Annotated in this window: 24 protein-coding genes, 1 pseudogene and 1 other annotated feature; of the genes and pseudogenes, 19 read left to right on the top strand and 6 right to left on the bottom strand. The window is 56.5% G+C overall.

Annotation, left to right across the window (positions count from 1 at the left end; translation table 11 throughout):
• The first annotated feature begins 320 nt into the window (after nucleotides 1–320).
• The 12 genes and pseudogenes from gltA to CU103_RS32585 all read left to right on the top strand — a co-directional run bounded on the left by gltA (nucleotide 321) and on the right by CU103_RS32585 (nucleotide 13,124).
• The gene (gene gltA / locus CU103_RS25590) at nucleotides 321–1,598 is read left to right on the top strand and encodes a citrate synthase (RefSeq protein ID WP_106666885.1); all 1,278 of its coding nucleotides are present in this window, start codon (nucleotides 321–323) and stop codon (nucleotides 1,596–1,598) included.
• Nucleotides 1,599–2,761: 1,163 nt separating this feature from the next.
• Nucleotides 2,762–2,944, top strand: a pseudogene (locus CU103_RS32290) (IS3 family transposase); the annotation flags it as partial.
• Nucleotides 2,809–2,925, top strand: a sequence feature (AL1L pseudoknot). (Overlaps the previous pseudogene by 117 nt.)
• A 411-nt stretch (nucleotides 2,945–3,355) precedes the next feature.
• Nucleotides 3,356–4,963 (top strand): ABC transporter substrate-binding protein, encoded by a 1,608-nt coding sequence (locus tag CU103_RS25575; protein ID WP_106666846.1) that lies wholly within the window; start codon nucleotides 3,356–3,358, stop codon nucleotides 4,961–4,963.
• Nucleotides 4,963–5,904, top strand: a complete 942-nt coding sequence (locus tag CU103_RS25570; RefSeq protein WP_106666845.1) for an ABC transporter permease — start codon at nucleotides 4,963–4,965, stop codon at nucleotides 5,902–5,904. The genes CU103_RS25575 and CU103_RS25570 overlap by 1 nt, the downstream gene beginning before the upstream one ends.
• Nucleotide 5,905: 1 nt before the next feature.
• On the top strand, nucleotides 5,906–6,787 hold the full coding sequence (locus CU103_RS25565; protein WP_106666844.1) for an ABC transporter permease: 882 nt from the start codon (nucleotides 5,906–5,908) through the stop codon (nucleotides 6,785–6,787).
• Nucleotide 6,788: 1 nt separating this feature from the next.
• Complete coding sequence (locus CU103_RS25560) at nucleotides 6,789–7,796, top strand: ABC transporter ATP-binding protein (protein ID WP_106666843.1); 1,008 nt, start codon at nucleotides 6,789–6,791, stop codon at nucleotides 7,794–7,796.
• Entirely contained in the window at nucleotides 7,793–8,848 is a 1,056-nt protein-coding gene (locus CU103_RS25555; protein WP_106666842.1) for an ABC transporter ATP-binding protein, read from the top strand. Before CU103_RS25560 ends, CU103_RS25555 begins: the two co-directional genes overlap by 4 nt.
• A gap of 7 nt (nucleotides 8,849–8,855) precedes the next feature.
• Nucleotides 8,856–10,259, top strand: coding sequence for a CapA family protein (locus tag CU103_RS25550; protein ID WP_106666841.1), 1,404 nt, complete (start codon nucleotides 8,856–8,858; stop codon nucleotides 10,257–10,259).
• Nucleotides 10,260–10,428: 169 nt separating this feature from the next.
• Nucleotides 10,429–11,427 (top strand): succinylglutamate desuccinylase/aspartoacylase family protein, encoded by a 999-nt coding sequence (locus tag CU103_RS25545; protein WP_106666840.1) that lies wholly within the window; start codon nucleotides 10,429–10,431, stop codon nucleotides 11,425–11,427.
• Between the two features lie 875 nt (nucleotides 11,428–12,302).
• Entirely contained in the window at nucleotides 12,303–12,572 is a 270-nt protein-coding gene (locus CU103_RS25540) for an antitoxin (protein WP_106666839.1), read from the top strand.
• 11 nt (nucleotides 12,573–12,583) lie between these two features.
• Entirely contained in the window at nucleotides 12,584–12,988 is a 405-nt protein-coding gene (locus CU103_RS25535) for a type II toxin-antitoxin system VapC family toxin (protein WP_210203841.1), read from the top strand.
• Between the two features lie 13 nt (nucleotides 12,989–13,001).
• Nucleotides 13,002–13,124 carry a hypothetical protein gene (locus CU103_RS32585; RefSeq protein WP_280954629.1) on the top strand — a complete coding sequence of 41 codons (123 nt, stop codon included), beginning with the start codon at nucleotides 13,002–13,004 and terminating at the stop codon, nucleotides 13,122–13,124.
• A 521-nt stretch (nucleotides 13,125–13,645) separates the two neighbouring features.
• On the opposite strand, the gene CU103_RS31205 is transcribed toward CU103_RS32585, so the two are convergent.
• From CU103_RS31205 to CU103_RS25510, 6 genes are all read right to left on the bottom strand, one after another.
• Nucleotides 13,646–13,810 carry a hypothetical protein gene (locus tag CU103_RS31205; protein ID WP_170117128.1) on the bottom strand — a complete coding sequence of 55 codons (165 nt, stop codon included), beginning with the start codon at nucleotides 13,808–13,810 and terminating at the stop codon, nucleotides 13,646–13,648.
• A 415-nt stretch (nucleotides 13,811–14,225) separates the two neighbouring features.
• On the bottom strand, nucleotides 14,226–14,933 hold the full coding sequence (locus tag CU103_RS25530; protein ID WP_106666837.1) for an FkbM family methyltransferase: 708 nt from the start codon (nucleotides 14,931–14,933) through the stop codon (nucleotides 14,226–14,228).
• A 115-nt stretch (nucleotides 14,934–15,048) separates the two neighbouring features.
• Nucleotides 15,049–17,049 carry a putative bifunctional diguanylate cyclase/phosphodiesterase gene (locus CU103_RS25525; protein WP_106666836.1) on the bottom strand — a complete coding sequence of 667 codons (2,001 nt, stop codon included), beginning with the start codon at nucleotides 17,047–17,049 and terminating at the stop codon, nucleotides 15,049–15,051.
• 9 nt (nucleotides 17,050–17,058) lie between these two features.
• Nucleotides 17,059–17,565, bottom strand: a complete 507-nt coding sequence (locus CU103_RS25520) for a putative pterin-binding protein (protein WP_106666835.1) — start codon at nucleotides 17,563–17,565, stop codon at nucleotides 17,059–17,061.
• A gap of 181 nt (nucleotides 17,566–17,746) precedes the next feature.
• Nucleotides 17,747–18,046 (bottom strand): helix-turn-helix domain-containing protein, encoded by a 300-nt coding sequence (locus tag CU103_RS32915; RefSeq protein ID WP_106666834.1) that lies wholly within the window; start codon nucleotides 18,044–18,046, stop codon nucleotides 17,747–17,749.
• Nucleotides 18,047–18,243: 197 nt separating this feature from the next.
• Entirely contained in the window at nucleotides 18,244–18,474 is a 231-nt protein-coding gene (locus CU103_RS25510) for a hypothetical protein (RefSeq protein ID WP_106666833.1), read from the bottom strand.
• A gap of 644 nt (nucleotides 18,475–19,118) precedes the next feature.
• Between CU103_RS25510 and CU103_RS31605 the strand changes: the two genes are divergently transcribed.
• From CU103_RS31605 to CU103_RS25470, 7 genes are all read left to right on the top strand, one after another.
• The gene (locus CU103_RS31605) at nucleotides 19,119–19,277 is read left to right on the top strand and encodes a hypothetical protein (RefSeq protein ID WP_170117127.1); all 159 of its coding nucleotides are present in this window, start codon (nucleotides 19,119–19,121) and stop codon (nucleotides 19,275–19,277) included.
• 325 nt (nucleotides 19,278–19,602) lie between these two features.
• The gene (locus CU103_RS25500; protein ID WP_106666831.1) at nucleotides 19,603–20,364 is read left to right on the top strand and encodes a GGDEF domain-containing protein; all 762 of its coding nucleotides are present in this window, start codon (nucleotides 19,603–19,605) and stop codon (nucleotides 20,362–20,364) included.
• A 610-nt stretch (nucleotides 20,365–20,974) separates the two neighbouring features.
• Nucleotides 20,975–21,574, top strand: coding sequence for a cold-shock protein (locus CU103_RS32580; protein WP_106666884.1), 600 nt, complete (start codon nucleotides 20,975–20,977; stop codon nucleotides 21,572–21,574).
• A 126-nt stretch (nucleotides 21,575–21,700) separates the two neighbouring features.
• A complete protein-coding gene (locus tag CU103_RS25490; RefSeq protein ID WP_106666830.1) occupies nucleotides 21,701–21,997 on the top strand; it encodes a hypothetical protein in 297 nt (98 codons plus the stop codon).
• Nucleotides 21,987–22,571 carry a type II toxin-antitoxin system VapC family toxin gene (locus CU103_RS25485; RefSeq protein ID WP_106666829.1) on the top strand — a complete coding sequence of 195 codons (585 nt, stop codon included), beginning with the start codon at nucleotides 21,987–21,989 and terminating at the stop codon, nucleotides 22,569–22,571. The genes CU103_RS25490 and CU103_RS25485 overlap by 11 nt, the downstream gene beginning before the upstream one ends.
• 227 nt (nucleotides 22,572–22,798) lie before the next feature.
• Nucleotides 22,799–23,002 (top strand): hypothetical protein, encoded by a 204-nt coding sequence (locus CU103_RS25475; RefSeq protein ID WP_106666827.1) that lies wholly within the window; start codon nucleotides 22,799–22,801, stop codon nucleotides 23,000–23,002.
• A 218-nt stretch (nucleotides 23,003–23,220) separates the two neighbouring features.
• Complete coding sequence (locus CU103_RS25470; protein ID WP_342588914.1) at nucleotides 23,221–23,421, top strand: hypothetical protein; 201 nt, start codon at nucleotides 23,221–23,223, stop codon at nucleotides 23,419–23,421.
• The last annotated feature ends 42 nt before the right edge of the window (nucleotides 23,422–23,463 follow it).

The raw sequence follows: 23,463 nt of genomic DNA, 5'->3' as shown, positions 1-23,463 counted from the left end.
CAAAACTCACGGGGCAAGGGGCGCGCCGTCTTCTCCCAACAGGACTTCGAGCTCATTCGCGTCGCTATCGGCCAATATCTATAAGTGGTGAAGGACCAGCCGGAAGCGATTAAATACTCGAACCTGTATCACCGGCTGGACCGAATATTGTAGGGCCGGACTGTGCAGGGGCACGCTTTCCGAGCAATGGAGCTTGGAGCAAACGTAGTGCAGAAGGCAGCCCGCCACTCTCATTTGCCAAGACCGATCTATTGGCTCCGGAAGCCCGCGCTATTGCGGACTCCCGGGCTTCTAAGGGGAAAACAATGCTGTATGACAAGATGGCGCATGTCGAAGTCGACGGTCAAAGCGCTGAACTAAAAGTTCGATCGGGTACGATCGGTCCGGACGTAGTCGACATCGGCTCGCTCTACAAACGGACGAAGATGTTCACATACGACCCCGGCTTTACGTCCACGGCGTCGTGCGAATCTAAGATCACCTATATTGACGGCGATAGGGGCGTATTGCTGCACCGGGGCTATCCAATCGAGCAACTCGCGGAACACGGTGACTTCACCGAAGTCTGCTATTTGCTGCTTTACGGCGAATTGCCGAAGCCCCCACAGAAGGAGGAGTTCGCCCACCGGGTCACGCAGCACACCATGGTGCATGAGCAGATGACGAAGTTCTTCTCCGGCTATCGCCGCGACGCTCATCCGATGGCCGTCATGGTCGGCACCGTCGGAGCGCTTTCGGCTTTCTACCATGACTCGACCGACATCACCGATCCGCACCAGCGCATGATCGCCAGCCTGCGCATGATCGCCAAGATGCCAACGATCGGGGCCATGGCCTACAAATATCATATCGGCCAACCCTTCGTTTATCCGAAGAACAACCTTGACTATGCCGCGAACTTCCTGCGGATGTGCTTCACGGTGCCCTGCGAGGAATATGTTGTCAATCCGGTTCTGGCACGCGCCATGGATCGCATCTTCATCCTGCATGCCGACCATGAGCAGAACGCCTCAACCTCGACCGTGCGTCTCGCCGGTTCCTCAGGCGCCAATCCGTTCGCCTGTATCGCGGCCGGCATTGCCTGCCTTTGGGGTCCGGCCCATGGCGGCGCCAATGAAGCCGCGCTCAATATGCTCGTTGAGATCGGCACGGTCGATCGCATTCCGGAATATATCGCCAAGGCCAAGGACAGGAACGATCCGTTCCGCTTGATGGGCTTTGGTCACCGCGTCTACAAGAACTACGATCCCCGCGCGAAGATCATGCAGAAGACGATGTACGAAGTGCTGGAGGCGACCGGCCACACGAGCGATCCGCTAATGAAAGTTGCGCTGGAGCTCGAGAAGGTCGCGCTCAGCGACGAATACTTCATCGAGAAAAAGCTCTATCCGAATGTCGATTTCTACTCAGGGATCACGCTTCGCGCGCTAGGCTTCCCGACGACCATGTTCACGGTTCTCTTCGCGCTTGCCCGCACCGTCGGCTGGGTTGCGCAATGGAACGAAATGATCCAGGATCCGCATCAGCGCATCGGGCGTCCACGCCAGCTCTATGTCGACGCTCCGCTGCGCGACTACGTGCCGATCTCCAATCGCTAAACGTAGACCCATCGGAAGGCCCGTTCATGAATGGGCTTTTTGTTTGGAGATAGCTAATGACGATTTCTGCCGCCTTCTCGCCAGGCGGGCGGCACGGGCCATCGCGGTCCTCATGATGCGGGCAAACGTATTCGACGCCGTATTATCGGGCGAGACCTTCGGCGTTCGTTGGGCCATAAGGCATGAGGGGTGCAAAGGCGGCCTGCCTGTCGGCGCGGGTGATGAATTCAATGAACTTCTGTGCGTTCTGCAGATATACGGCGCGCCCTTCGGGATGGCCCAGCTTCCCAAGCTATCTTGTGCTGGTATGCTGCGCGACGACGGCGTCTTCTTCAACGGACGTGATGTTCCTGGCAGCCGTCTCGCAGAAGCGCCGAACGGCTTCCGGCGAGCACTAATGGCTAAATGGACGGTAAGGTGCAGGGCATCTATGAATTCCGCTGGGACCTGCCGCCGCAGCCAAAGCGACCCCAGAGGCCGTTATTCGGATTTCTTCTGGACCCCAAAATAGCGGAGAGCATTGGGCAGTCAAACGCGATTCGTGAAAATGGCCTGCTATTGCCGACATGCAAACATGGCTCGCCCAACACCGTGCTCGCGTTGCTGCCAAATCATCTCTCGGCGAGGCTCTGGCCTACATCCCCAAATACTAGGACGACGGCCTTCGTATCTCCTGCCCGGCGGCGCCTCGGTGGCTGTCAGGATAACATTTTTATTTTGCACAACCGCGAATTTTTGTACTTGGTCGCAACAATCCCAGTCCCCAGGTCCAGCACCCAATCATTCGGCCTCACGGCTTGAAGACCCATTGACCTCTTTCGCTTCGTAGCGGCCACTTGGAAGCGCCTGCCTGATAATCGGTGAAACCTTATCAGCTGTTAGAGGCACCCGAATTCCATGAACCGTCAATAAATCGAAATTTAACTCCTCTGGTTACTTATTAGGTTGCAGCCGCCAGACGGAGTGAACGCTCGTCTACACCGACTTTCCTTTTTCGACGCATCGTTACGTCTTAGGGCTACGATACGAAACTGAACGTTCGTCTCGCGGGCAGCGGGATCCTCCGTGGCAGCCAGTTCGGCCGCTCGGCGAATACCTTGTATGAATGCGTCAAGAAGGCGGAAGAGCCGGACCCCGCGATGTCGCCGAGAAGGTGAAGGTTTGAGCGGGAGAACCGCGAGCTTCGGGACAACGAGATACTTCAGGCATCCGCTTATTTTGCCCATGCGGAGCTCGACCGCCCATTGAAGCGATGATTTCGTTCATCGATGAATATCGTCAGGTGCTCGGGGTCGAGCCGATCTGCAAGCTCCTGCCGATTGCCTCGTCCACTTACTACGACACCGTAGCCAAGCGCCTGGACGTAGATCGGCTTTCGGCCTGCTCCCATGGCCATGAAGATCGAGATTCGCCGCGTGTTTCAATGAGAACTTCCGGTTCTATGGCGTGCGTAAGTCTGGCGGCAGTTGGGGTAATGTTCAACCTAAAATCATCCGACTCTAGCAGATGCTCAAGAAGCAGCAGATGCGCACGTCCCTCCACGGTGCGCATACGTCATGCAGATTCGGACTGCCGGTATCAATGGCGAGTGGGCCGGCGTTTCTGCTACTGAGTCGCGGCCACTCGGGTTTATCTCAGAACGAGATGGCAACGATACACAAACCGAATTTGACGTAGGCAGCCGTGCGACTGATCATAGCAGCCATCTAGCTGATAAGCGCCGATCAACGGTACGACTGACATAAGGGGAACTAGACATGCCAATCTCTCGACGCAACCTTTTTAAGGCGGGTATCGCCGCCGGAACGGCTTTATCGATCCCGTCGGTTTTGCGGGCACAGACAATGCCGACCGCTGCGCGCACTGTGCGGATGGTGAAGGAAGACCTGCGCGTCTTCGATCCGATCTGGACGGCGACTAACATCACCGCCGACCATGGCATGGCGATTTACGACACGCTGTTCGCGCTCGACTCCAAATTTAAGCCGCAGCCACAAATGGTGGGCAAGTGGGGCGTTTCCGACGACAAGAAGACCTATACGTTCGAGCTCCGGGACGGTCTGGGTTGGCATGATGGCACCCCGGTCACCGCAGCCGATTGTGTCGCCTCGATCCGTCGCTGGGGCCAAGTCGCTCCCGGCGGACAACTGCTCATGGAACAAGCCAGGGATATCTCGAAGAAGGACGACAAAACCTTTACAATCGCGCTCAAGGAGCCGCTCGGGCTTTTGATTGATATCCTGGCGGACCTTACGCCGCCGTGCCTGTTCATCATGCGCGAGAAGGACGCGAGTCTCTCTGCAACCGAGCAGGTGAGCACGCGTATCGGGTCGGGACCGTTCAAGTTCAATGAGGCTCTGCTCAGGCCGGGCGCGAGTTACACTTACGACCGCAATGAACAATACGTGCCGCGCAAAGAGGCACCCGATGGATTCGCCGGCGGGAAGGTCGTCAAGGTCGACCGCGTCGTCTGGGACAACATCTCCGACCAGCAGACTGCATTCGCGGCCTTGCAGGCCGGTGAGATTGAGTTCCTTCAGCATCCGCCCGTCGATTTTTTCTCGGTAATCGAAAGCGATCCCAATCTTGAACTTCCAGTTCTGGACAGGACGGGCAAGGATATGTTGCTGCGCCTAAACTTTCTGCAGAAGCCGTTCGACAATGTGAAGGCGCGTCAGGCGATGCTTCACCTGATCGATCAGGAGGCGTTCATGCGCGTCATGGTCCCCGACCCAAAATACGTCACCACCGTCACTTCGATCTTTGGAGACGAAACGCTCGTGTCCAACGACGAAAACACCGGCTGGTACAAGAAGGGCGGCGACCCGGAAAAGGCCAGGCAACTGTTCAAGGAGGCAGGATATGCCGGCGAGAAAGTCGTCATTCTCCAATCCACGGACTGGGCGGCGAGCAACAATGGCTCGCAGTTCCTGGCGGCCGAACTGCGCAAGATCGGGGTCAATGCCGAGCTTGCGCCGAGCGATTGGGGCGGCCTCACCACGCGCCGGGCGAACAAGGGCCCCGTCGAGAACGGCGGCTGGAACATGTTCATCACGTCGGAAGCCGATTATTCGCTCGGTAATCTGCTCGCTACCCCGCTTCTCCTCGCGAATGGCGACAAGGCTTGGTACGGCTGGCCGAAGAACGACGAATATGAGGCGCTGCGGGCCAAATGGGCAAGTGTCGAAACGCTCGAGGAGCGCAAGGCCTTGGCTCGTAAGATGCAAGGGATCTGGTGGGACTTCGTCGGCGATGTGAGGTTGGGAAAATACATCGAGCCGATCGCGCACCGTAAGACCATCACTGGCCTCATCGGTATGCCGCAGATCGTCCCGATGTGGAACATGCAGAAGACCTCGGCATAATGGCGGCGTACATTTTACGCAGGTTGGTTTCGACCGTCGCCGTCATGGCGATAGTTGGGATCTTCATCTTCCTGCTTCTCAGGCTCGCGCCTGGCGACCCGGCAGCCATTATCGCCGGCAGGTCGGCCACGGAGGAGATAATCGCCGGCATCCGCGAGCAGCTGGGCCTGAACGATCCTATGCCGGTTCAGTTCCTACGTTGGGTGCGGGACATGCTTGGCGGCGATTTCGGCACCTCGATCTTTGCCGGACGACCCGTTCTCGAACTGATCTCGCAGCGGCTTGAACCGACCCTTTCCCTGTCGATCCTGACGATGATACTTGCCGTGACGGTGGGGGTCTCTTTCGGCATCCTTGCCGCGTGGCGAACTGGCGGTATTGTTGATCGCCTCCTTGCGGCGTTCTCGGCACTTGGTTATTCCGTGCCGGTCTTTGTCAGCGGCTATTTTCTCATATACTTCTTCGCCATCAGAACACACTGGCTGCCGGTCCAGGGATATGTACCGATCGACAGTGGCCTCGGGCCTTGGTTTGTGCACCTGATCCTGCCAACCGTGGCCTTAAGTCTTGCCTACATTGCTTTCATCGCCCGGGTCACGCGGGCAAGCATGCTCGAGGTTCTGTCGGAAGACTATATGCGAACGGCCGCCGCCAAAGGCGCTTCGTCCTATGCCATGCTTTTCCACCATGCCTTGAAGAATGCCGGCGTCCCGATCCTGACCGTCATTGGCATAAGCTTCGCCTATCTGATCGGCGGCGTCGTTCTCACGGAAACGGTGTTCAACATACCCGGTATCGGTCGTCTGGTCGTCGATGCGATCAACAACCGCGACTATCCCATCATCCAGAGCGTGCTCATCCTGACTTCGGGTCTGTATGTCCTTGTCAATCTCACGATCGATCTAGCCTATACGCTGATCGATCCCCGCATCCGGTACTGATATGACCCTCCTCTCCGCACCAGTTGAAGCCGTGCCGATGGGTCGGCTGCAGCTATCCTATCTTCCCCGTCTCGCAAGGCGGCACCCCCTGGTCCTGATAGGCGGCGGCCTCCTGGTGCTCCTGATTATTCTGGCGCTGGCCGCCCCGCTTTACGCCGGCGATCCGGTAAACATCGATCCGTTCAAGCGTCTCGAGCCGCCGTCCGCCGAAATGTGGTTCGGGAGCGACAATCTGGGCCGGGACGTGTTCGCGCGAACCATCTTCGGCGCCCGCATCTCTCTCATGGTCGGGCTGATATCGGCGGCGTGCGCGGCTTTTGCCGGGCTTCTGATCGGTGTCATCGCCGGCTACAGCCGCAGCTTCGACAATGTCGTCATGCGGGTCATGGACGGCCTGATGTCGATCCCGACGATTCTGCTTGCGATTGCGCTCATTTCTCTGACAGGCCCCGGCATCGGCATCCTCATCGTCGCCATTGCGATCCCCGAGACGCCAGCGGTGGCGCGGCTGGTTCGCTCGGTGGTTCTCAGCGTTCGGGAGCGTCCTTATGTGGAGGCCGCCCTCTGCGGCGGTGCGCGCCTGCCGAGGGTGCTGTGGCGCCATATTCTCCCCAGCACCATTCCGGCGCTGATGGTGCAGGGCGCTACTGTTTGCGCCAGTGCGATCATGACGGAGGCGGGGCTGAGCTTCCTTGGCGTAGGCGTGCCGCCGGAGATCCCCAGTTGGGGCAACATGATTTCGAGTTCTCGACTGTATCTTGCCATTGCGCCGTTGACGATATTCGCCCCCGGCATCTGCCTTGCCGTCACGGTCCTTGCCGTCAACCTATTCGGGGATGGTCTGCGCGACATGTTCGATCCTCGCACGAGGCGGAGGCGCTGACATGCTAATGCAAAAATCTACAGAGAATGGCGTGCTTCTCGACGTGCGAGATCTGGAAACCCACTTTTTCGGCGAAGAAAGTGTCACCCGTGCCCTGGGCGGCATCAGCTTTCAAGTGAAGAAAGGTGAGACGCTCGGCGTCGTCGGCGAATCGGGCTGCGGGAAGAGCGTCACTGCCCTCTCGATCCTTCGCCTGCTGCCGAAGCTGACGGCAAGGACCGTCGGCGGCGAAGTCCGCTTTCACGGACGCGACCTGCTTGCTCTGTCCGATCGGGAGATGAGACGGATCCGCGGCGACCATATCGCCATGATCTTCCAGGACCCGATGACGAGCCTGAACCCGGTCTATACGGTCGGTCGCCAGATCGCCGAGGCGGTGCAGATCCATAGCGACGCGTCCCGCTCGGTGGCCATGGCAAAAGCCGAAGAGATGCTTCGCCTGGTACGTATTGCAGATCCTGATCGTCGCGTTCACAACTATCCCCATGAGATGTCTGGCGGGATGCGCCAGCGCGCCATGATCGCCATGGCCCTTGCCTGTTCACCGGAACTGTTGATTGCCGACGAGCCAACCACTGCGTTGGACGTCACCATCCAGGCGCAGATACTCCGGCTCATCGTTGACCTGAAGGAGCGCACGGGAACGTCCGTGATGTTCATCACGCATGATCTGGGCGTTGTAGCAGAGACGTGCCAGCGGGTCATTGTCATGTATGCTGGCCGCATCGTGGAGCAAGCGCAGGTAAATGATCTGTTCGCGCGCCCCGCGCACCCCTACACCCAGGGCCTCATGCGCTCGGTTCCCGATCGCCGGCAAGGTCGTCAGCGGCGGCTTCCGGAAATTCCTGGCATTGTGCCAAGCCTGCGCGAACCCATTGTGGGGTGTAGCTTTGCGCCTCGCTGCCCGTTCGCAATAGATATTTGCCGCGAGAAGACACCCATCCTACGTGATGTCAAGCCGGGCCACGCTGCGGCTTGTTGGCGCTCAGAAGAGGTTATAGGCGCATGAGCGGTCCATTGCTTACAGTTGAAAATCTGACCAAGCATTATCCGCTCGGTGCGGGGTTCTTGAAGAAGCCTTTTTCTGTGGTGAAAGCGGTCGAGGACGTATCCTTCTCCGTCGAGGCAGGCGAGACGCTGTGCATCGTTGGCGAATCCGGCTGTGGCAAGTCCACCGTTGCACGACTCTTGATGCGGCTCGTCGAACCGACGGGTGGGCGCGTGCTGATTGACGGGACCGACATCGCGGACCTCAAGAAGCAAGCGCTCCGCGCGTTTCGCCGCCGGATGCAGATGGTCTTTCAGGATCCTTACTCGTCGCTAAATCCGCGCCTCACCGCGGGACAGATCATCACCGAACCCGTCGAGAATTTTGAGCGCCTTAGCCGGAAGCCGCGCAATGCGCTTGCCGCGGACCTCCTCCAGAAGGTTGGCATGTCGCCCGAGATGATGCATCGGCTCCCGTCCGAATTGTCGGGCGGCCAGCGCCAGCGGCTCGGCATTGCACGCGCGCTATCACTCAAGCCCGCGCTCATCATCGCCGACGAAGCGGTGTCAGCCCTTGACGTATCCGTGCAGGCCCAGATTTTGAATCTGCTTGTGGATCTCCAGCAGCAGATGGGCATCGCCTTCGTCTTCATCTCGCATGATCTCGGCGTCGTGGAGCACATCGCGCATCGCGTTGCCGTCATGTACCTGGGACGGATCGTGGAACTCGCCCCGAGCGAGGCGCTGTTCGCGAAACCCGTCCATCCCTACACCGAGGCGCTGATCGCAGCAGCACCCGTGCCGGATCCGACGCGGGTTCGGCTGGAAGCGCCCGTAGAGGGCGAGGCGCCAAGTCCCATCAACCCGCCGAGCGGGTGCGCGTTCCACCCGCGCTGCCCGCTCGCGGTCGAGCGTTGCCGCATCGACGTGCCCCCCTTGGTGCCGATGGCTGACGGCCGCGTCGTGGCCTGTCACGTGCGCGCTCCGGCCAGGGAAATTCCGGTCCAGCCGGATGTGGCTGCGAATATCTCGGCCACGCCAGTTTCGGCGGTTAGTAAGCAGTCGATCTATTGAGGAAGCTATGGAAGAAAATTCAAACGATAACGGTTCTCATTCAGCCCGGCGGGCTGATGGCTACGATACGGGCGGTTCGATCGAAACGAATGTTGCGGACGGCTTCACGATGGTCGCAGTCGGCGACCTCATCGTGGCCCGGGCGCTGATGAAAGGCGGACATCTCGGCTTAGACGCCGTTGCCGAGATCCTTCGCAACGGCGATGCCACCTTCGGCAACATGGAAACGCTCATCTTCGATATCCGGTCGTTCAAGGGAAGCCCACAGGCCGAGCATGGCGGTGCGTATCACATCAGTCTTCCAGAGGTCGGACCTGATCTGAAGGAGATGGGCTTCAACATTATGGGGCGTACAAACAACCATACACTTGACTGGGGCCTCGAAGGGATGCGCGAGACCGGTCGTATCCTCGATGAAAGCGAAATCATCCATGCGGGTGCCGGTGAGAGCCACGCAGAAGCCGGCGCCGCCCGCTTTTTGGAGACGGAACGCGGTCGGGTGGCGCTGGTATCATTTACTACGTCCTTTACCCCGATGTCCCGTGCGTGCGATCCCGCCGGCGAGGCTCCGGGCAGGCCTGGACTCTATGCTCTTCGTTTGGCAGAGAGCATCGTAGTGCCCAAGGAGATGCTCGAAAATTTGCGGCAAGTGCGGGATTCGCTGCCCAATCCAAGTCCCGAATACAAGGACCTGAACCGGCTGGGGCTCGCTGGGGTGAATTTCAAATCTGGTGACAAGGCCGGCTATAGCTACGAGCCCGATGCGGGGGATGTCGCGGATATTCTGCGGAACGTTCGCCGTGGCAAGCAATTTTCCGACTTCTGCATCGTCACCAACCATAGTCACGAGCCAGGGAACTGGAGCCAGGAACCGGCGGATTACGAGCAGTCCTTTGCGCGCAAGATGATCGACGCGGGAGCCGATGCCTATATTGGACACGGGCCGCACCAGTTGCGAGGCATTGAGATCTACAAGGGCCGACCGATCCTCTATAGTCTTGGGAATTTTTTCTACGACGACCTGCGGACGCCCGTGGGTGCTGACATGTTCGCCCTCTACGGCAAGGACCCACGAACCGACACGGATGCCGAAGTGACTGTCGACGAAGAGACGAAAGGATACCCCAGGGCGGACGGCTTTGCGGGAGCGCTCGCCGCACCGATTTTCTACGAAAGCGTCATCAGCGTCAGCCGATTTGAGCAGAACCAACTTGCAGAATTGCGGCTCTATCCAGTTGAGCTCGGCTACGCGAAGAGGTTTGCCAACCGTGGCATCCCGCGGCTGGTCACCGGGCCGCAAGCAAAGGCCATTCTGGAGCGACTTCAAAAGCTCTCGGAGCCGTTTGGGACTGAAATTGCCATCGAGAACGACATTGGAGTGATAAGGCGGAAGCCCGGCTCAAGGGCGTGAATTAGCTGCTTTATCCTAGAAAGTCGCGAAGCAATTTCGACTCGGGCGTCGCGACATTTTAGTGACCCAACGTCCATGAACCGTTGGCGTAGGTTATCACGTCCCTGCGCAAGTTGCACGGAACGTGCCGATGATAGTTTCGCACACTCTATAGCAAGGTATCTGAATAATGAGAGAAGCACCACACCTTACGTTTGATCTCGACAAGCCCGGTCTGAGCAAAGGGCATCTTGTTGTCCCAAAAGGCACCGATTGCGGCGCTCTTTCGCTCCCAGTCTTCAGCCTCAACAAAGGGGAGGGACCGCAGCTTCTGATCACCGGCGGATGTCATGGCGATGAATTGGAGGGGCCGATTGTTGCGCGACGGCTTATTGAGTGGCTGCCCGAAGCGCAAACCTGTGGAAGGATCATCGTCGTACCGGTGCTCAATCCACCGGCTGTGCAAGCATGCAGCCGCAATACGCCGGTTGATGGGTTGAATCTTAATCGAGTGTTTCCGGGCCGCGCCGACGGGTCACTAACCGAACGAATTGCGGATGCAGTTTCGCGCCTGTTGTTGCCAATGGCCGACACCATATTCGATCTGCACAGCTTCGGACCAGGGTGGGATTTCCCACCAGCGAGCACGACGCATCCCATTGCTGATCCTAATCTCATGGGGAAGACTCTCCGAATGGCAGAGGCGTTCAAATTTCCGATGACGTTGGTCTGGGAACATCCAGGTTCGCCTGGAATGTTCGATACCTTGGCCCAAAACCAGGGCAAGGTATTCGTTTGTCCCGAACTTGGCGGCGGAACGGTTGGCGCCGAAGCTCTCGCGATCTACGAAGCTGGAGTACGCAACGCACTCATCGCGCTCGGGCTCGTCAAGGGAGAGGCCGAGTATCCGACGTTCCTTCAAGCAAAGTCCACCCAGACCCTTGAAACGCGGCGCTCGACCGACGAGATGAAAGCGCCTGCGCGGGGCATTTTCGAACCTCGCTGCTCGGTGTTGGATGAAGTGAGGCAAGGAGATCTCATAGGCATCCTGCATCCGATGGATTCACTATCGGCTGATGGCATTGATATCCGCGCGCCTGAAACATCCATCGTCTACGCCATTCGATCCGGCGCGTATGTCGACGTCGGCGAAGGAGTAGCACTCTTTGCGCACCCCCTTATTCGCTGAAAATCACGTGCGCATGAACGCTATTGGACGAGATGAACAGGAAAAGGAGACAAGACGGCGGGGTCCTTTGAGCATAACGACGCAGCATAGGGCTCCCCCTTTCGCACTCGTTATCGGGGTGAGGCTTCAAGTGTACGTGTAACACCCGCTGTCGGTGATCGTCTGCGCTGATGACGCGCTGGCTGTTGGGTTGTGTCGCAGCGCAAATGGGCAACGCAGGAATTCGGCGTGGAATGAGGCGTTCCTCTAAGGTGATCAAAGAGGATCCCTCGGACACGGTAGAGTGATGAATCGTGGCAAGTATCGCCAGTCGAACCCGATGGCCAGTTCCGAAGACCTTTTCAGAAATGCTTGGTCACTCGCCGGACCGGCTGGGCACACTACCGGCTACCGTGGCGCCTCGATGGCGTGGAGATGCCAGAAAGACGTCATTGAGCTGCAACTCCCCAGTTCTCGAGGGCACGAATGCTCTACTACGATAACTTTTTGGGTACCCTCCCAACGAGCGGGAGGGACCCACCGCATGACCCGCACGCCTCGCCGACATACTGTCCCGCGCATGACGAGCGCGCCTTTCACGTTCTACCGGAAAAGCAACAATCGAAACTGCTCCTTATCGAAATATGCCACACCGGCATGAAGGCAGTTTGAACTCAAAAAGCAACGCATCCCAAATGAACGGTGGGTTCCATAAGAACTCTTATGTGATTTGTGATGTTATAACAATACTAATCAGTGCTCAGTGCTCAGTGCTCAGTGCCCCGCCTTGCCTGCTGCCGCACAGATACGTTGTCGCGCCAGTATAAGCTCCTCGGCTTGAAATTTGGGTCCCACAGGAGTATATACGCCTGCATAGACTAAATATGGAGGTGCACATGGCCGAAGCCCGTATCGCAAAGCTCTTCAAGAATGGCGCGAGCCAGGCCGTGCGCCTGCCTGCCGAGTTTCGCTTCGAAGGCGAAGAGGTCTATGTGACCCGTGACGAGCGTACTGGCGATGTCGTTCTGTCTTCGCGGCCGGGTGCGAGGGGCTGGGCTGATTTCTTCGAGCTGATGCAGACCATCGACGTACCGGAGGATTTCATGGCTGAACGACCGATGAACGTTCCCCCAGTCGAGCGGAACCTCTTCGGTGATGCCGACTGACCATGCTGCACATGCTAGACACAGACACGGCCAATTATATCATCAAGGGCCGGTCACCGGCGATCTCTGAAAAGCTTGCTTTTATTCCCCCGAGCAATATCTGCGTATCGGTCGTTACCCGTGCCGAGCTGCTCTACGGCTTGAAGCGGTTGGCGCCGGACCATCGGCTGCATCTTGGCGTCCGGCAGTTCCTGCGCATTGTCCGTGTGCTGGCTTGGGATTCTGAGGCCGCAGATCACTATGCCGATATCAGGCACAAGTTAATCTCCACCGGCCAACCCATTGGTGAGTTGGACATGATGATCGCGGCGCATTCCATATCGGCTGGGGCTATTCTCGTGACCAACAATACACGACACTATGAGCGCATCGGTGGATCGCTTGTACTGGCCAACTGGGCGAGCCCGGAGAACTGAAGGGGGCGGACGCATGCCGACATGGCCGAAAGACAGGCTGCACAAGCATGGTTCGGACCTGCCGATGGAAGAGCGCGTCCGGCGCTACCAGCACAATGTTTGCCCGCCCGCAATCCGGCTGCGCCGTGCCGACTGATGCCTATCCCGACACGCTAGATGCAGCCGCGATCGCGCGGGGCGCACCAGACGGCGATCGCAACAAGGTTGTTGATCATTGCCCTTCCTCCACCTCCGGGCGCCCGAGTTGTCGATCTCGATGGCGTGGGCGCCGGTCATGCCGATATTGAAACTGCGGTCCAGACATGGTGAAAAAAATCCGGAGGTTGGTCAGGACATCATGTAGGTCGGCCGGGGGCGCTGTGTCAGCATTGCGTGTTTACCATAGCCCTACTGGCGCTGCGCGCATTCGGGTGAGGATCCTCTCGCGTTATGAAGCGAACTCTTGGCCGGCTTCGCGCCAACACAAGACATTGCGGCAATCGCAAAAGCCTTTATTCTGCGGCATTGCAAACGTCGATTGCAAAACTGGTGCTATAATCAGGGATCTTTGCGACTGGAGATCGGAATCGCCGCATAGGCTTTAATCAGCTTGGGGATTTGCGACGCTTGGCTCGAGGCGGAGGGATCTCGTTACCGTTGCCATGTGGCGATGGCTATTCAGATATCTCCTTTCTTCAGCATTCGGCGTACACGCATTTCAACCGCGATAGCAACATCCTCTCGTCTGGCCAGCGCCAGGTTGTCGACCACGACTGCGATCGCCGCCAGAACCTCGTCCCGATGCCAGCCGCTATCACACGCGTTGCCGACGAGTTCCATCAATTCGTGCTCAATTGCCCTTTGACAAGCGCTAAAACGATCGGCGTGTTTTCTTGGTATTCCTGGTCTACGGATCACCATTTTTGGGCCCCATCTTACAGCAACGTAGGCTGCATTCTCTTGGTGTAACATCTTTAGACTGGCCGTTGACCAACCCCAGCACGGCGTCCCCTCGAGGACCCAGCACTAATTGAGGCGCGGACAGGTCGCCAGTCGAGCCATCGCCTACCGCGATTAAAGTAGCCTGGACTTAGCGGCTGATTTCTTGTCCTTCCGTTACTTTCCGCCCCAAGCGGGTGGGCCAGCGGCAGAAGGATCGGCATGGCCAGATAATGGTTATGGTAGCGCGCGCCTGTGAAAATGTCTGACATCTTGAGACTCACTCCTCGCGCCGTCGAACCAAGGGAAGCCACATACGTCATTCCGTCACTTCGAAAGCCCCCGGCTCGTATGCTCGCACGCCCTGTTCTTTGGCGAAGAGGACACAGTGGCCATAGGAGCCACGGGGATCGTAGGCGAAGCCTTTCACTGCCAAGGCCTGCGTAATCTCACGAATGCCTGACAAACCGTAGAGGTGATCGTGCAGTTCAAGGAAGATCCGCTCGACGCCAGGAAGCTCAGATCGAATAAGTAAATCTCGTTCTGCGCCCTCAATGTCCATGACCAGAACGCTGATGGCATGATCCGCAATAAACTCATCGATGTTGGTCGACACCAGCGATATTTCGCGCTGGAAAGGGCCTTGGCTTATGTCCATGGACGACATCCAGAGATCCTCGCGAACATAGAACGGCAAGATGCAGGGTTCGCCTGCCGTCAATATTCCCTGATACAAGAAGACGTTGCCAAGGTCGTTAGCACTGATCACACGATGTGCAAGTGCTGCTGTGGATGGGTTTGCTTCGAATGACCACACGCGGACGCCCGGTACCTTTGCGATAAGCGACGTGATGATGCCGATCCCTGTCCCCAGTTCCAGCACGCGGTCATTCGGCCGCACGGCCTTGAAGACCCATTTGGCCTCTTTTGCTTCGTACCTGCCACTTGTAAGCGCCTGCCAGATAACCGGTGAAACCTCATCAGGTGTTAGAGGTACCTTGATTCCGTGAACCGTCAGTAATTCCAAACCAAACTCCTTTGGGTTGCAGCTGCCCGACGAAGTGAACGATCGTCTGGACCGACTTTCGCTTGTCAAGGCATCGCTATGTTTAAAGACGACGCTGCGCAACTAATGGAACATCTTACCCGCTGCCAGATGCCGCCTGGGCATCGACCAGACGCTCGTACTCAATCAAGCCATCGCTATCGACCTCTTGGCGAAGATGCTCCAACCGCGCTGCAGGTACGGGCATGCCCATCAAGTAGCCTTGAACCTGCTCGCATCCAACCTCTTTGACGCATGCGAATTGTTCTTCGGTCTCGATGCCTTCAGCGATCGTGGTCATCCCCAGGCTTCGCCCGACCCCTGTCACCAGTTCGACAATGGCGAAGGCATCTGCGCGGGTTGTAACGTCGCGGATGAACGAACGGTCGATTTTGATCTTGTCGAAAGGGAAACTCCTGAGGCTGCCAAGGGACGAGTATCCAGTGCCAAAGTCGTCCATCGCAATCTGGATGCCAACTGCCTTCAGTTTCTTCAAAGTATCGAGCGTCTGTTCATTCTTGTCCAGGAGCACAGATTCGGTGATCTCCAGCTCAAGTCGGTTCGGATCGAGACCACTTTGAGTGAGTATGGTAACGACACTCTGGATGAGATTTCGGCTGCGGAACTGTACAGGCGACAGATTGACCGCAACTTTGAGCGACCTTGGCCAGCGGGTTGCCTCCAGGCAAGCCGTTCTCAAGACCCACTCGCCCAGTTCATGAATCAGCCCGATATTTTCGGCCACCGGAATGAATTCGGAAGGGGGGACTTGGCCGCGTATCGGATGAAACCACCGCAGGAGGGCTTCGTAGCCACAAATGTCGCGTGTAATCGTGTTCACTTGCGGTTGGTAGAATAGTTCCAGCTCTCCATTGCGCAGGGCCTGCTTGAGATCAGCCTCGAAAGACTTTTTCTCCGTCAATCTCGTTTGCATCTGGGACTGGAAAACACACGCATTGCCGGAGCCGAGAGACTTTGCTTCGTAAAGCGCCAGGTCCGCGTGCTTGAACAGTTCATCTGCGTCGGGTTCCGCTTCCGATATGGCAACGCCGACGCAAGTACCAATCTTGATCTCCCGTTCACTGACTTGGTAGGGAAAACTAATTTCATTCATCACGTGGCGAGCGAAATCAAAAGCCTGCTTGTCGGTCAGACCCGCGCTCAGGATCGCGAACTCATCGCCGCCCAACCGGCAGATGAGGTCACCTTCCCGACTGAGTTTTCTAAGGCGACTTGCAACGGCCTGGAGAAGACCGTCACCGACGTCATGACCCAGCGTATCGTTCACATCCTTGAATCCATCGAGATCAAGGAGAAAAATCATGGCAGTTGGTCCACCAGCGATCGCTGTTTTCAACCGCGCTTCCAGATCCGTGCGAAACAAAATACGATTGGGGAGCCCGGTGAGCGCGTCATGGTGGGCAACATGTTTCAGACGATAGTTCTGAAGTGTCAATTCCGCCGACGCTTCGCGAAGATTATGCGTCAGTTCCTTCATCTTGCGGTGAGCACCGTCAAGGAGACTGTTGTGGCGCAGGAGCAGAACCACCAGCCCCACCCCGCAGAGAATGAGCCCACCTGCAAGCCCGGTATAGATCAGATGGAGCTGTCTCAATTCTTCCTGGGCAGCGTCGATCAACCCCACATCGAACTCAACGGCAGTGGATGCAAGCGCAGTCATGGATGCATCGAGAGCGGACATCGATTGCAGCATGGTCTTGATGCCTTGGGAATCCAGGCTGTCCAGACGCTGATCCAGCATGTCTAGAACATCACCAAGCTTCACAAGCAGCTCGCGTCGCTGGGGATCCAGCTCAACAAAAGCGCCCAGATTGCCCTGCTTCAACAGTCCCACTCGGCCGATCATAATATCGAGACGGAGGCGGACCTCATCGCGATCGACATCATCCATGCCCAAGGCATAGGCAGCCAGGCGATGTTCGAGTCTCATATATTCCGAGACTGTCTGACCAACGGCCCAGGAGTCGTTATAGCGGGCAAACTTCTGCAGCGCCGTTTGCCGCTCGGCAATGACATAGGCGATGTAGGCCGTCGCCACGACAAAGCAACAGATAATGATTCCGAGTAACCGTTTCACACCGTGTCTCTACTCGATTATCAGTTTAGCCACCTGCCAGGCAGATCGTGTGTAATAAGTCTGGCTTTGGAGCTGTGGGTCGCTGTCGTAAGGATAGACAATGAACAATGGTCCTTTATCACGGACAGGCATGTAATTCCCATCGCGTTTCAGGGCGAGCACGACCTTGAATTTCTTAAAGTCATCCAGAGGAATGGTGGTCACGTAGTCGTTGAGTGCAACTGCCGTCACTTTCGTTCCTGTAGCCCCCACCAGTTCCATGAGCTTGTCGAGAGGCACGCCCTCGAAGCGTACGCGCGCGTCGTACCATGGGGTTGCCGTTTCGACGGTCTGCAAACCGATTTGTTCCAGCATCGCACGGTCGAATTCTGCCGCGGAGCCATTGTTCGTATTTTCGATTTTCCCGGATACAACCAGTATCGCCTTCCCTTCCGGCTTCGCAAGTGACCCGGCGAATGCATTTGAAATCGTGATGATCGACAACGCGATATAGACCAAAAGGCGGATAAAGTTCATTGCATACCTCCGTTATTATTTAGGTTGATAGAGCAAAAACTGAACCGGCATCCAGTTTGAAAATTAGCTCACCCGGCTCAGCGCAAATTAATGAGTTTACGACCCTAGTTAGTAGTTTCGTTCGGTCTGCCGAGGGCGGAGACTGCCGCCCCACGCCATCGAAAATTGATTTGCTTGCGTTCTAGGGGGCAATTCGTCTGCACCGTAGTTTCAGTTGATGATTGACTGCCGTTCTCAGTTTACCTGTCTCGAAGTAGCGGCCGATAAAATCCATAGGCCCCGAATTGAGCGCTTGGCAAATAACGATCAGTGTCGAGACCGCTATACGATTCTTGCCATTTTCGTACTTTTGAATCTGCACGTATGAAACGCCAATTGCGGCTCCAAGTTCTTGCTGGGTCATGCCAGAGCGTAACCTGAGCTCCCGGAGTCTTTCGCCGATTTCCTTATTGAGGTCTTCCGAATTTGGTCTGCAAGCCAACGCGGCCCTCCTTGCATTCGTGCTCTACTGTCAAGTGAACCGATATCATTCATTCCGCATGTCGAACCAAATCCAAAAGGCAATCGCGACAATCAATACTAAAACAATCAGATATGGCCAAACCGATGCGAAATACAGCGTCTCGTCAAACCCAGGCCCGTCGTTATCTGGTCGCATATCGCTCTCTATTCGTATGGTCAGGCGTGGTGGTTCTCGCTGCATTCCAGTCGGCTCAAGAAACTCTTGAGAATTTCGACATGTTGTCCCGGGAACATTTCCGACAAATGATGCGTATAATTTCGAAGTCGATCTTCGAATTCATTTGCCTTTAATGTGCCTGATTGCTCAAGACTCTTTACCAGCACCATCAGTGAAATGAGATATGCGTTGGAAAATGCCGCAAGGGCATCGCTAACGTCGTTGTTCATATTTCGGCCTTTGCAAGTAAGACAATGCATGGTTCTGCCAAAGCACCATTCCACACAATCTCATTCATGTTAGTCAGGCCCAATCGGCCTGAGTTCTTCCGTCTGTCGCCTTAGTGCTTTGGGGTGTTCCTCCAGGTGCGCGCTGATCGGAATCAGCCTAAGCTGTTCGACCCACCACGTCTGGCCGCTCCTCCGTCGAGAACGTCACCGAATCAGCACAACGAAACGATAGCGGACAGTGATCGAGCCAGCTTGGGCTACAACGCACGTCGACTTGGGCAGTGAAGAACTAAGGCATTGACGGGCGCTCGTGTTGTCCACTAGCAATAGATGATCCTCATGCAAATGATGGAGCGCAAACCGCGCCATTTGGTTGCGATCGCACTCGCTACACGTGTGATCTGGGCGACGATGAGGGAACGCGAACCCGCGGACGTGTTTGGGTGCAGAACGCCAATAACATTACTGTCCGACTGCCCTGCCCTGCCCGCCGTAGCAATTGAGTTAGACCCCACAATCCCGGAAACGAAAATCATCGACAATCGATCTGCCATATATTTTTTCACCCTTGGCCGGATTACGAGCTCGCCTCGGTCTCAATCCCTACGGTAGCCAAGGTCGATTGGCGGCTGCGTGAATGGACGATGAATATTTCGAACGGGCTGAGAATACTGTCGGGATTGACGACGATGTGGGTGCGTTCGCCGGACCTCGCTAAAGGTGAACTGAGCGAGGCATTTGGATTGGCAATCGCGATCATCGAGAACTTCGGGAATACTGTTGGACGGCACGATGCACGCTGACAACTGGACCCGACCGAGCTCGGTGATGGAATAATGGCGCTTGTTAAGGCCGCGGATAATCCGTCAACCCTGAGTTGACAGGAGCTGTCGAAGAACTAGAAGCCGCAGTTTTCGAACCGCTATTGGAAGAAGACTGGTCAGGGTAAAAAATCTAGTGACAATCCGCTCTCGGCCACACACGACGAGTATGCTTGGCTGTACCAGAGCCCAGGTCGCCTGTTGCGAATATTTACAATAAAAATAGAATGGGGACTGCTTTCGTGCGGTAGATGTGTACTTTCAATTCAATATACCTATTGTCCATCCATTGTGGTGGAGGACTACGATGAAATATTACAATCTTCTCGAGTTGAAATTTGATGGTATGGCGCCAATCAAGCAAATTGTTCTTTTGCTTGTGCTTGGGAGCATATTGGCAAATGTTCTCGCGGTGGTCTTCTTCCATCTCGGCGGATATGACCGTGCGGACAAAACGGTCTATTTGACAACCCTGATCGTACTTGTAGTCGGCGGTCCCTTGGGGGCATTTCTAATTGGGCAGAACTACAAGCTGAAAGTAATGGCAGAGGAACTTGAAACGGCGTTTCGCAAGGATGGTATGACCGGACTTACGACACGCCATGAATTCCATCTCCGCGCCGAGCGTCTGATCCGAAATAGCAATCCTGCATTGAGTGCCGGGGCCGTTCTTTACATTGACGCCGATCGTTTCAAGACCATTAATGACAAATTCGGTCACGTGATTGGCGATGGCGTGCTCCTGGAACTTGGCACAATGATCCGGGAGACACTGGGCAGGCGCGATGTGGGAGCGCGCTTTGGCGGAAAAGAATTCGCGATATTCCTCACCGACGCGGACTTTGGACAGGCGGCCTGGATGGCGGAGAAGATATTGCTGGGAGCCCGGAGAATCTCCCGCAATGTTCAGGACAAGGAGTTATCCATGACCGTGAGCATCGGCGTCTCGTTTCACGAGCCCGGCCAGACACTTGAACACCTTTTGGCAACAGCTGATGATTGTCTCTTGCAGGCCAAGGAACAAGGCCGCAACCGCGTCGTCTTTGCGAAAATCAAATCGCACGCGTGAGCCCTGTTTGCACCTTGACCACCACTGCCATTGCTACTTCCTATAAGAATATCCTGAAGACCGGCTCATTCCTCAAAAAACGCCATGAGGCGCCGAATGGTCGCACGTCGCATCGCCACGCGTTGGCGCTGACCCCCCGATATTTTAACCATAAGATTGGCTGCAAACTGGAGATGATGTCAGACTGGCTTCGGCGGTGGAACAATTTGGAACCGTCGGCCTTGTCCTCGTATACCATCAAACAAAATCAAATGATTGCTTCTCGGTTTGAACCAATCTGTTAACGTTGGAACGAGGGCTTCACAGACTGGTCCCTGCGGTTACCTCATCGCCTTTTCGGCCAGGAAACGCGCTATTTCGGTTTGCAGTGAATCCATGCCCCCCTTGCCAAGGCCGTCAGAATAGCCGCTGGGACTATCTATAATGCGGTTAATCGGTGCCGGCTGCGTACCGTCTCAACATTGAGCGAACTGAGGGGAAGGATGCAGCGCCAGACCTCATTGCGAAAGCAAGACATGCGCCATAATTGCATTTGACACCACCGCGTCGTCCGATAAGGATATTATCCTAACGGAAGCGCAGTGTGCCCTTCATGCCAATCGAGACGATCATGGGCAAATATCGAGACCATCGCGAGCCACGCCGGCATCGGCATGACGATAACCTCATTTCCTTTTTGGAACGGACGTCCGAACCAAGCTATTTTCAGCGCCCGTCGACTAGGACCGCAGACCCTGTCGACGCGGAGGTGATCTGGTTCAACGCCAGCAAGGGTTTTGGCTTCGTCAAACTCTCGGATGGCACGGAGGCCTATCTGCACGTCCGACAGTTGGAGGCAGCCGGAAGCCGCGGTGTTTCCGAGGAGACGCGTCTCAAGGTCACGGTCGAAGAAAGTCCACGAGGCCATCAGGTCGTGCAAGTTCTGGAAATCGACCACCAGATCGCTAAAACTCCGGCACATACGCACCGCGCGGGAGAATCCCCTGCCGAGACAGGTGACCAGCTGGAGAGCGCGGGCACGGTTAAATGGTACAATCCCGAAAAGGGCTTCGGCTTCATTGCTCCCGATAACGGTGAGAAGGACGTATTCGTCCATGCCACAGCGCTGACCCGCTCAGGGCTCAGCGTGTTGGTGGAGGGACAGAAGGTTTTAGTCGAATGCGGGCAGGGCAAGAAGGGCCCGGAAGTCCGGAGCATTCGCCTGGGCTAGACGCCAACGCGTGGGCCAGGCCCCGAAATTGCCCCTCATACAAGAAAAAGCCAGCTGCCAGCCTAAAGATGCGCCTTGCTTTCATGTTGAACGGTATCTATGTTATGTTCAACACAGGAGGCTATCATGGGTGCCCAAATCCGTTCCGCTGCAGAAAGCGAGGCAAAGGTTGCGTTGACCCGCAACAAGCTGGTGCTTGAGCAAGCGCGGGCGGTTGGCCTTCTCGGCACCACGAAAAATACCCGTTTGTCGGGGCGTGTGCCATCGGAGTTGGTCGAAGCCGCGAAGAAGCGAGCTCACGTCACTTCCGACACCGAGCTGTTGGAACTGGCCCTGTCGCGGTTGGCACTGGAGGACGATTTTGGCGCCCGCCTCGTCGGCCGGAAAGGCAGCATTCCAACGGACATCGATCTTGGGGTTTGATCTCTTCGAGACCCTCCGATCACTGAAGCCCCAGAAACGCTGGGGAACGCTCGAGCGTCGGGCCGATGATGATTTGCCTTGGGTAGATGACGAGCCAACCATTGGTGGTCCATTGTTTCTGGACACCAGCGTCTATCTGGATGTGCTGCAGGGGCGATCGCCGGCGCAAGTGGATGCGCTTCTAACGTATCGGCTATGCCACCATTCGGCTGTGTGTCTCTCTGAGCTGACCCACGCCTTTGGCCGCCTGGATCCGAAACATGCTTCAACGAAGTCGGTCCTGGAAACAGTCCAGGCGACGGTAGAGGACATACCGGAGCACAGGCTTCATGCCCCGGACTCAGCTACCTGGGGGCACGCCGGCGTCCTCGCCGGGTTGCTCTTTCGCTTGAGCAACGTGCCAAAGGGTGAGGGTCACGAGCGCCGGTTTGTCAATGATGCTCTGATTTTCCTGCAGGCGCGGCAATTGGGTGCGAGTGTGCTTACCGGAAACATCCGGGATTTCGACTATCTTTCCCAGATCTTTCCAACGGGGCGCGTCATTCTGTACCGCTCTCCTGCAGCGTCACGATGAGGCGGAAGGCAAGACACGAGCTTCAATTCAATGATGGTGAAGATTGGCGATGTGCCGACGCATATCATCAGGTTGAGCTCCACGAAGAGCCTGCAAAAAGCAGGGCGAACCGCGAGTGAGCTTGCCATCGCGCGTGTTTTCGTGGTGCTTACGGGGACACATATGTTTTTGAGCCGCATCCTGAGAATGACCCGCTTGCCGCGTGAAAAAACCCAATGGAGAAAGAAATGGACAAAAGCGAGCTCCTAGCCAGGCTTAAGGTCAGACGGTCTATCGCAATAACCGCGATGTTAAAGAGCGGAGAGAATGACAAATCGCTTGTTGCACTCAGTGCAATACAGGGATCGATCAGCGCCATCGAAGCACACATGGCGGAAAAGGCGGAACCTGCCGGGTCGCCTTGGAACGATCCGCACTTCAAGCTGGCTTAGCGACCAGCCTAAGATGGAGCTACGCCGGGGCTCGGCTGTCGGGGTTTACAGCCTTATTAAGGTCGCATGGAACCTTCTCGCCGCAAGTACAGTTTGCGCCGTAGGGCCAAAGCGTTAGAAATGTCTGGCAGCCGACGGCAGAGAGAGGACTTGTCATCGCTACTTCTTGACCCCTTAGTCCTGTCGGAAATAGTTGGGAGCAGGCCACGTGAGAAATCATGACAGTAATTGAAGGCTGGGAAGTTTTCACCGAGGAGGAGGCAATCAATGCGGCGATCGACAAGTATCGCAAAGATCCGCTGACGTCGGTAGCCTATTGTGCGTTTGCGGCGGATGATGGTCGAAAACCACCCGAGTATCGGTTTTGGTTTGATCTGTTTTTGAAGCTCGAAAAAACAGGCTCATCAGGGGTGGCGTAAGCCGATTGTCGTCCTCACGGGCGGACTCTTCCAATTAGGTTA

It is taken from the genome of Phyllobacterium sophorae (assembly GCF_003010965.1).
GTDB lineage: Bacteria > Pseudomonadota > Alphaproteobacteria > Rhizobiales > Rhizobiaceae > Phyllobacterium > Phyllobacterium sophorae.
Note: the sequence above shows the minus strand (reverse complement) of the source record. Positions and strands in the feature narration are given on the sequence as shown.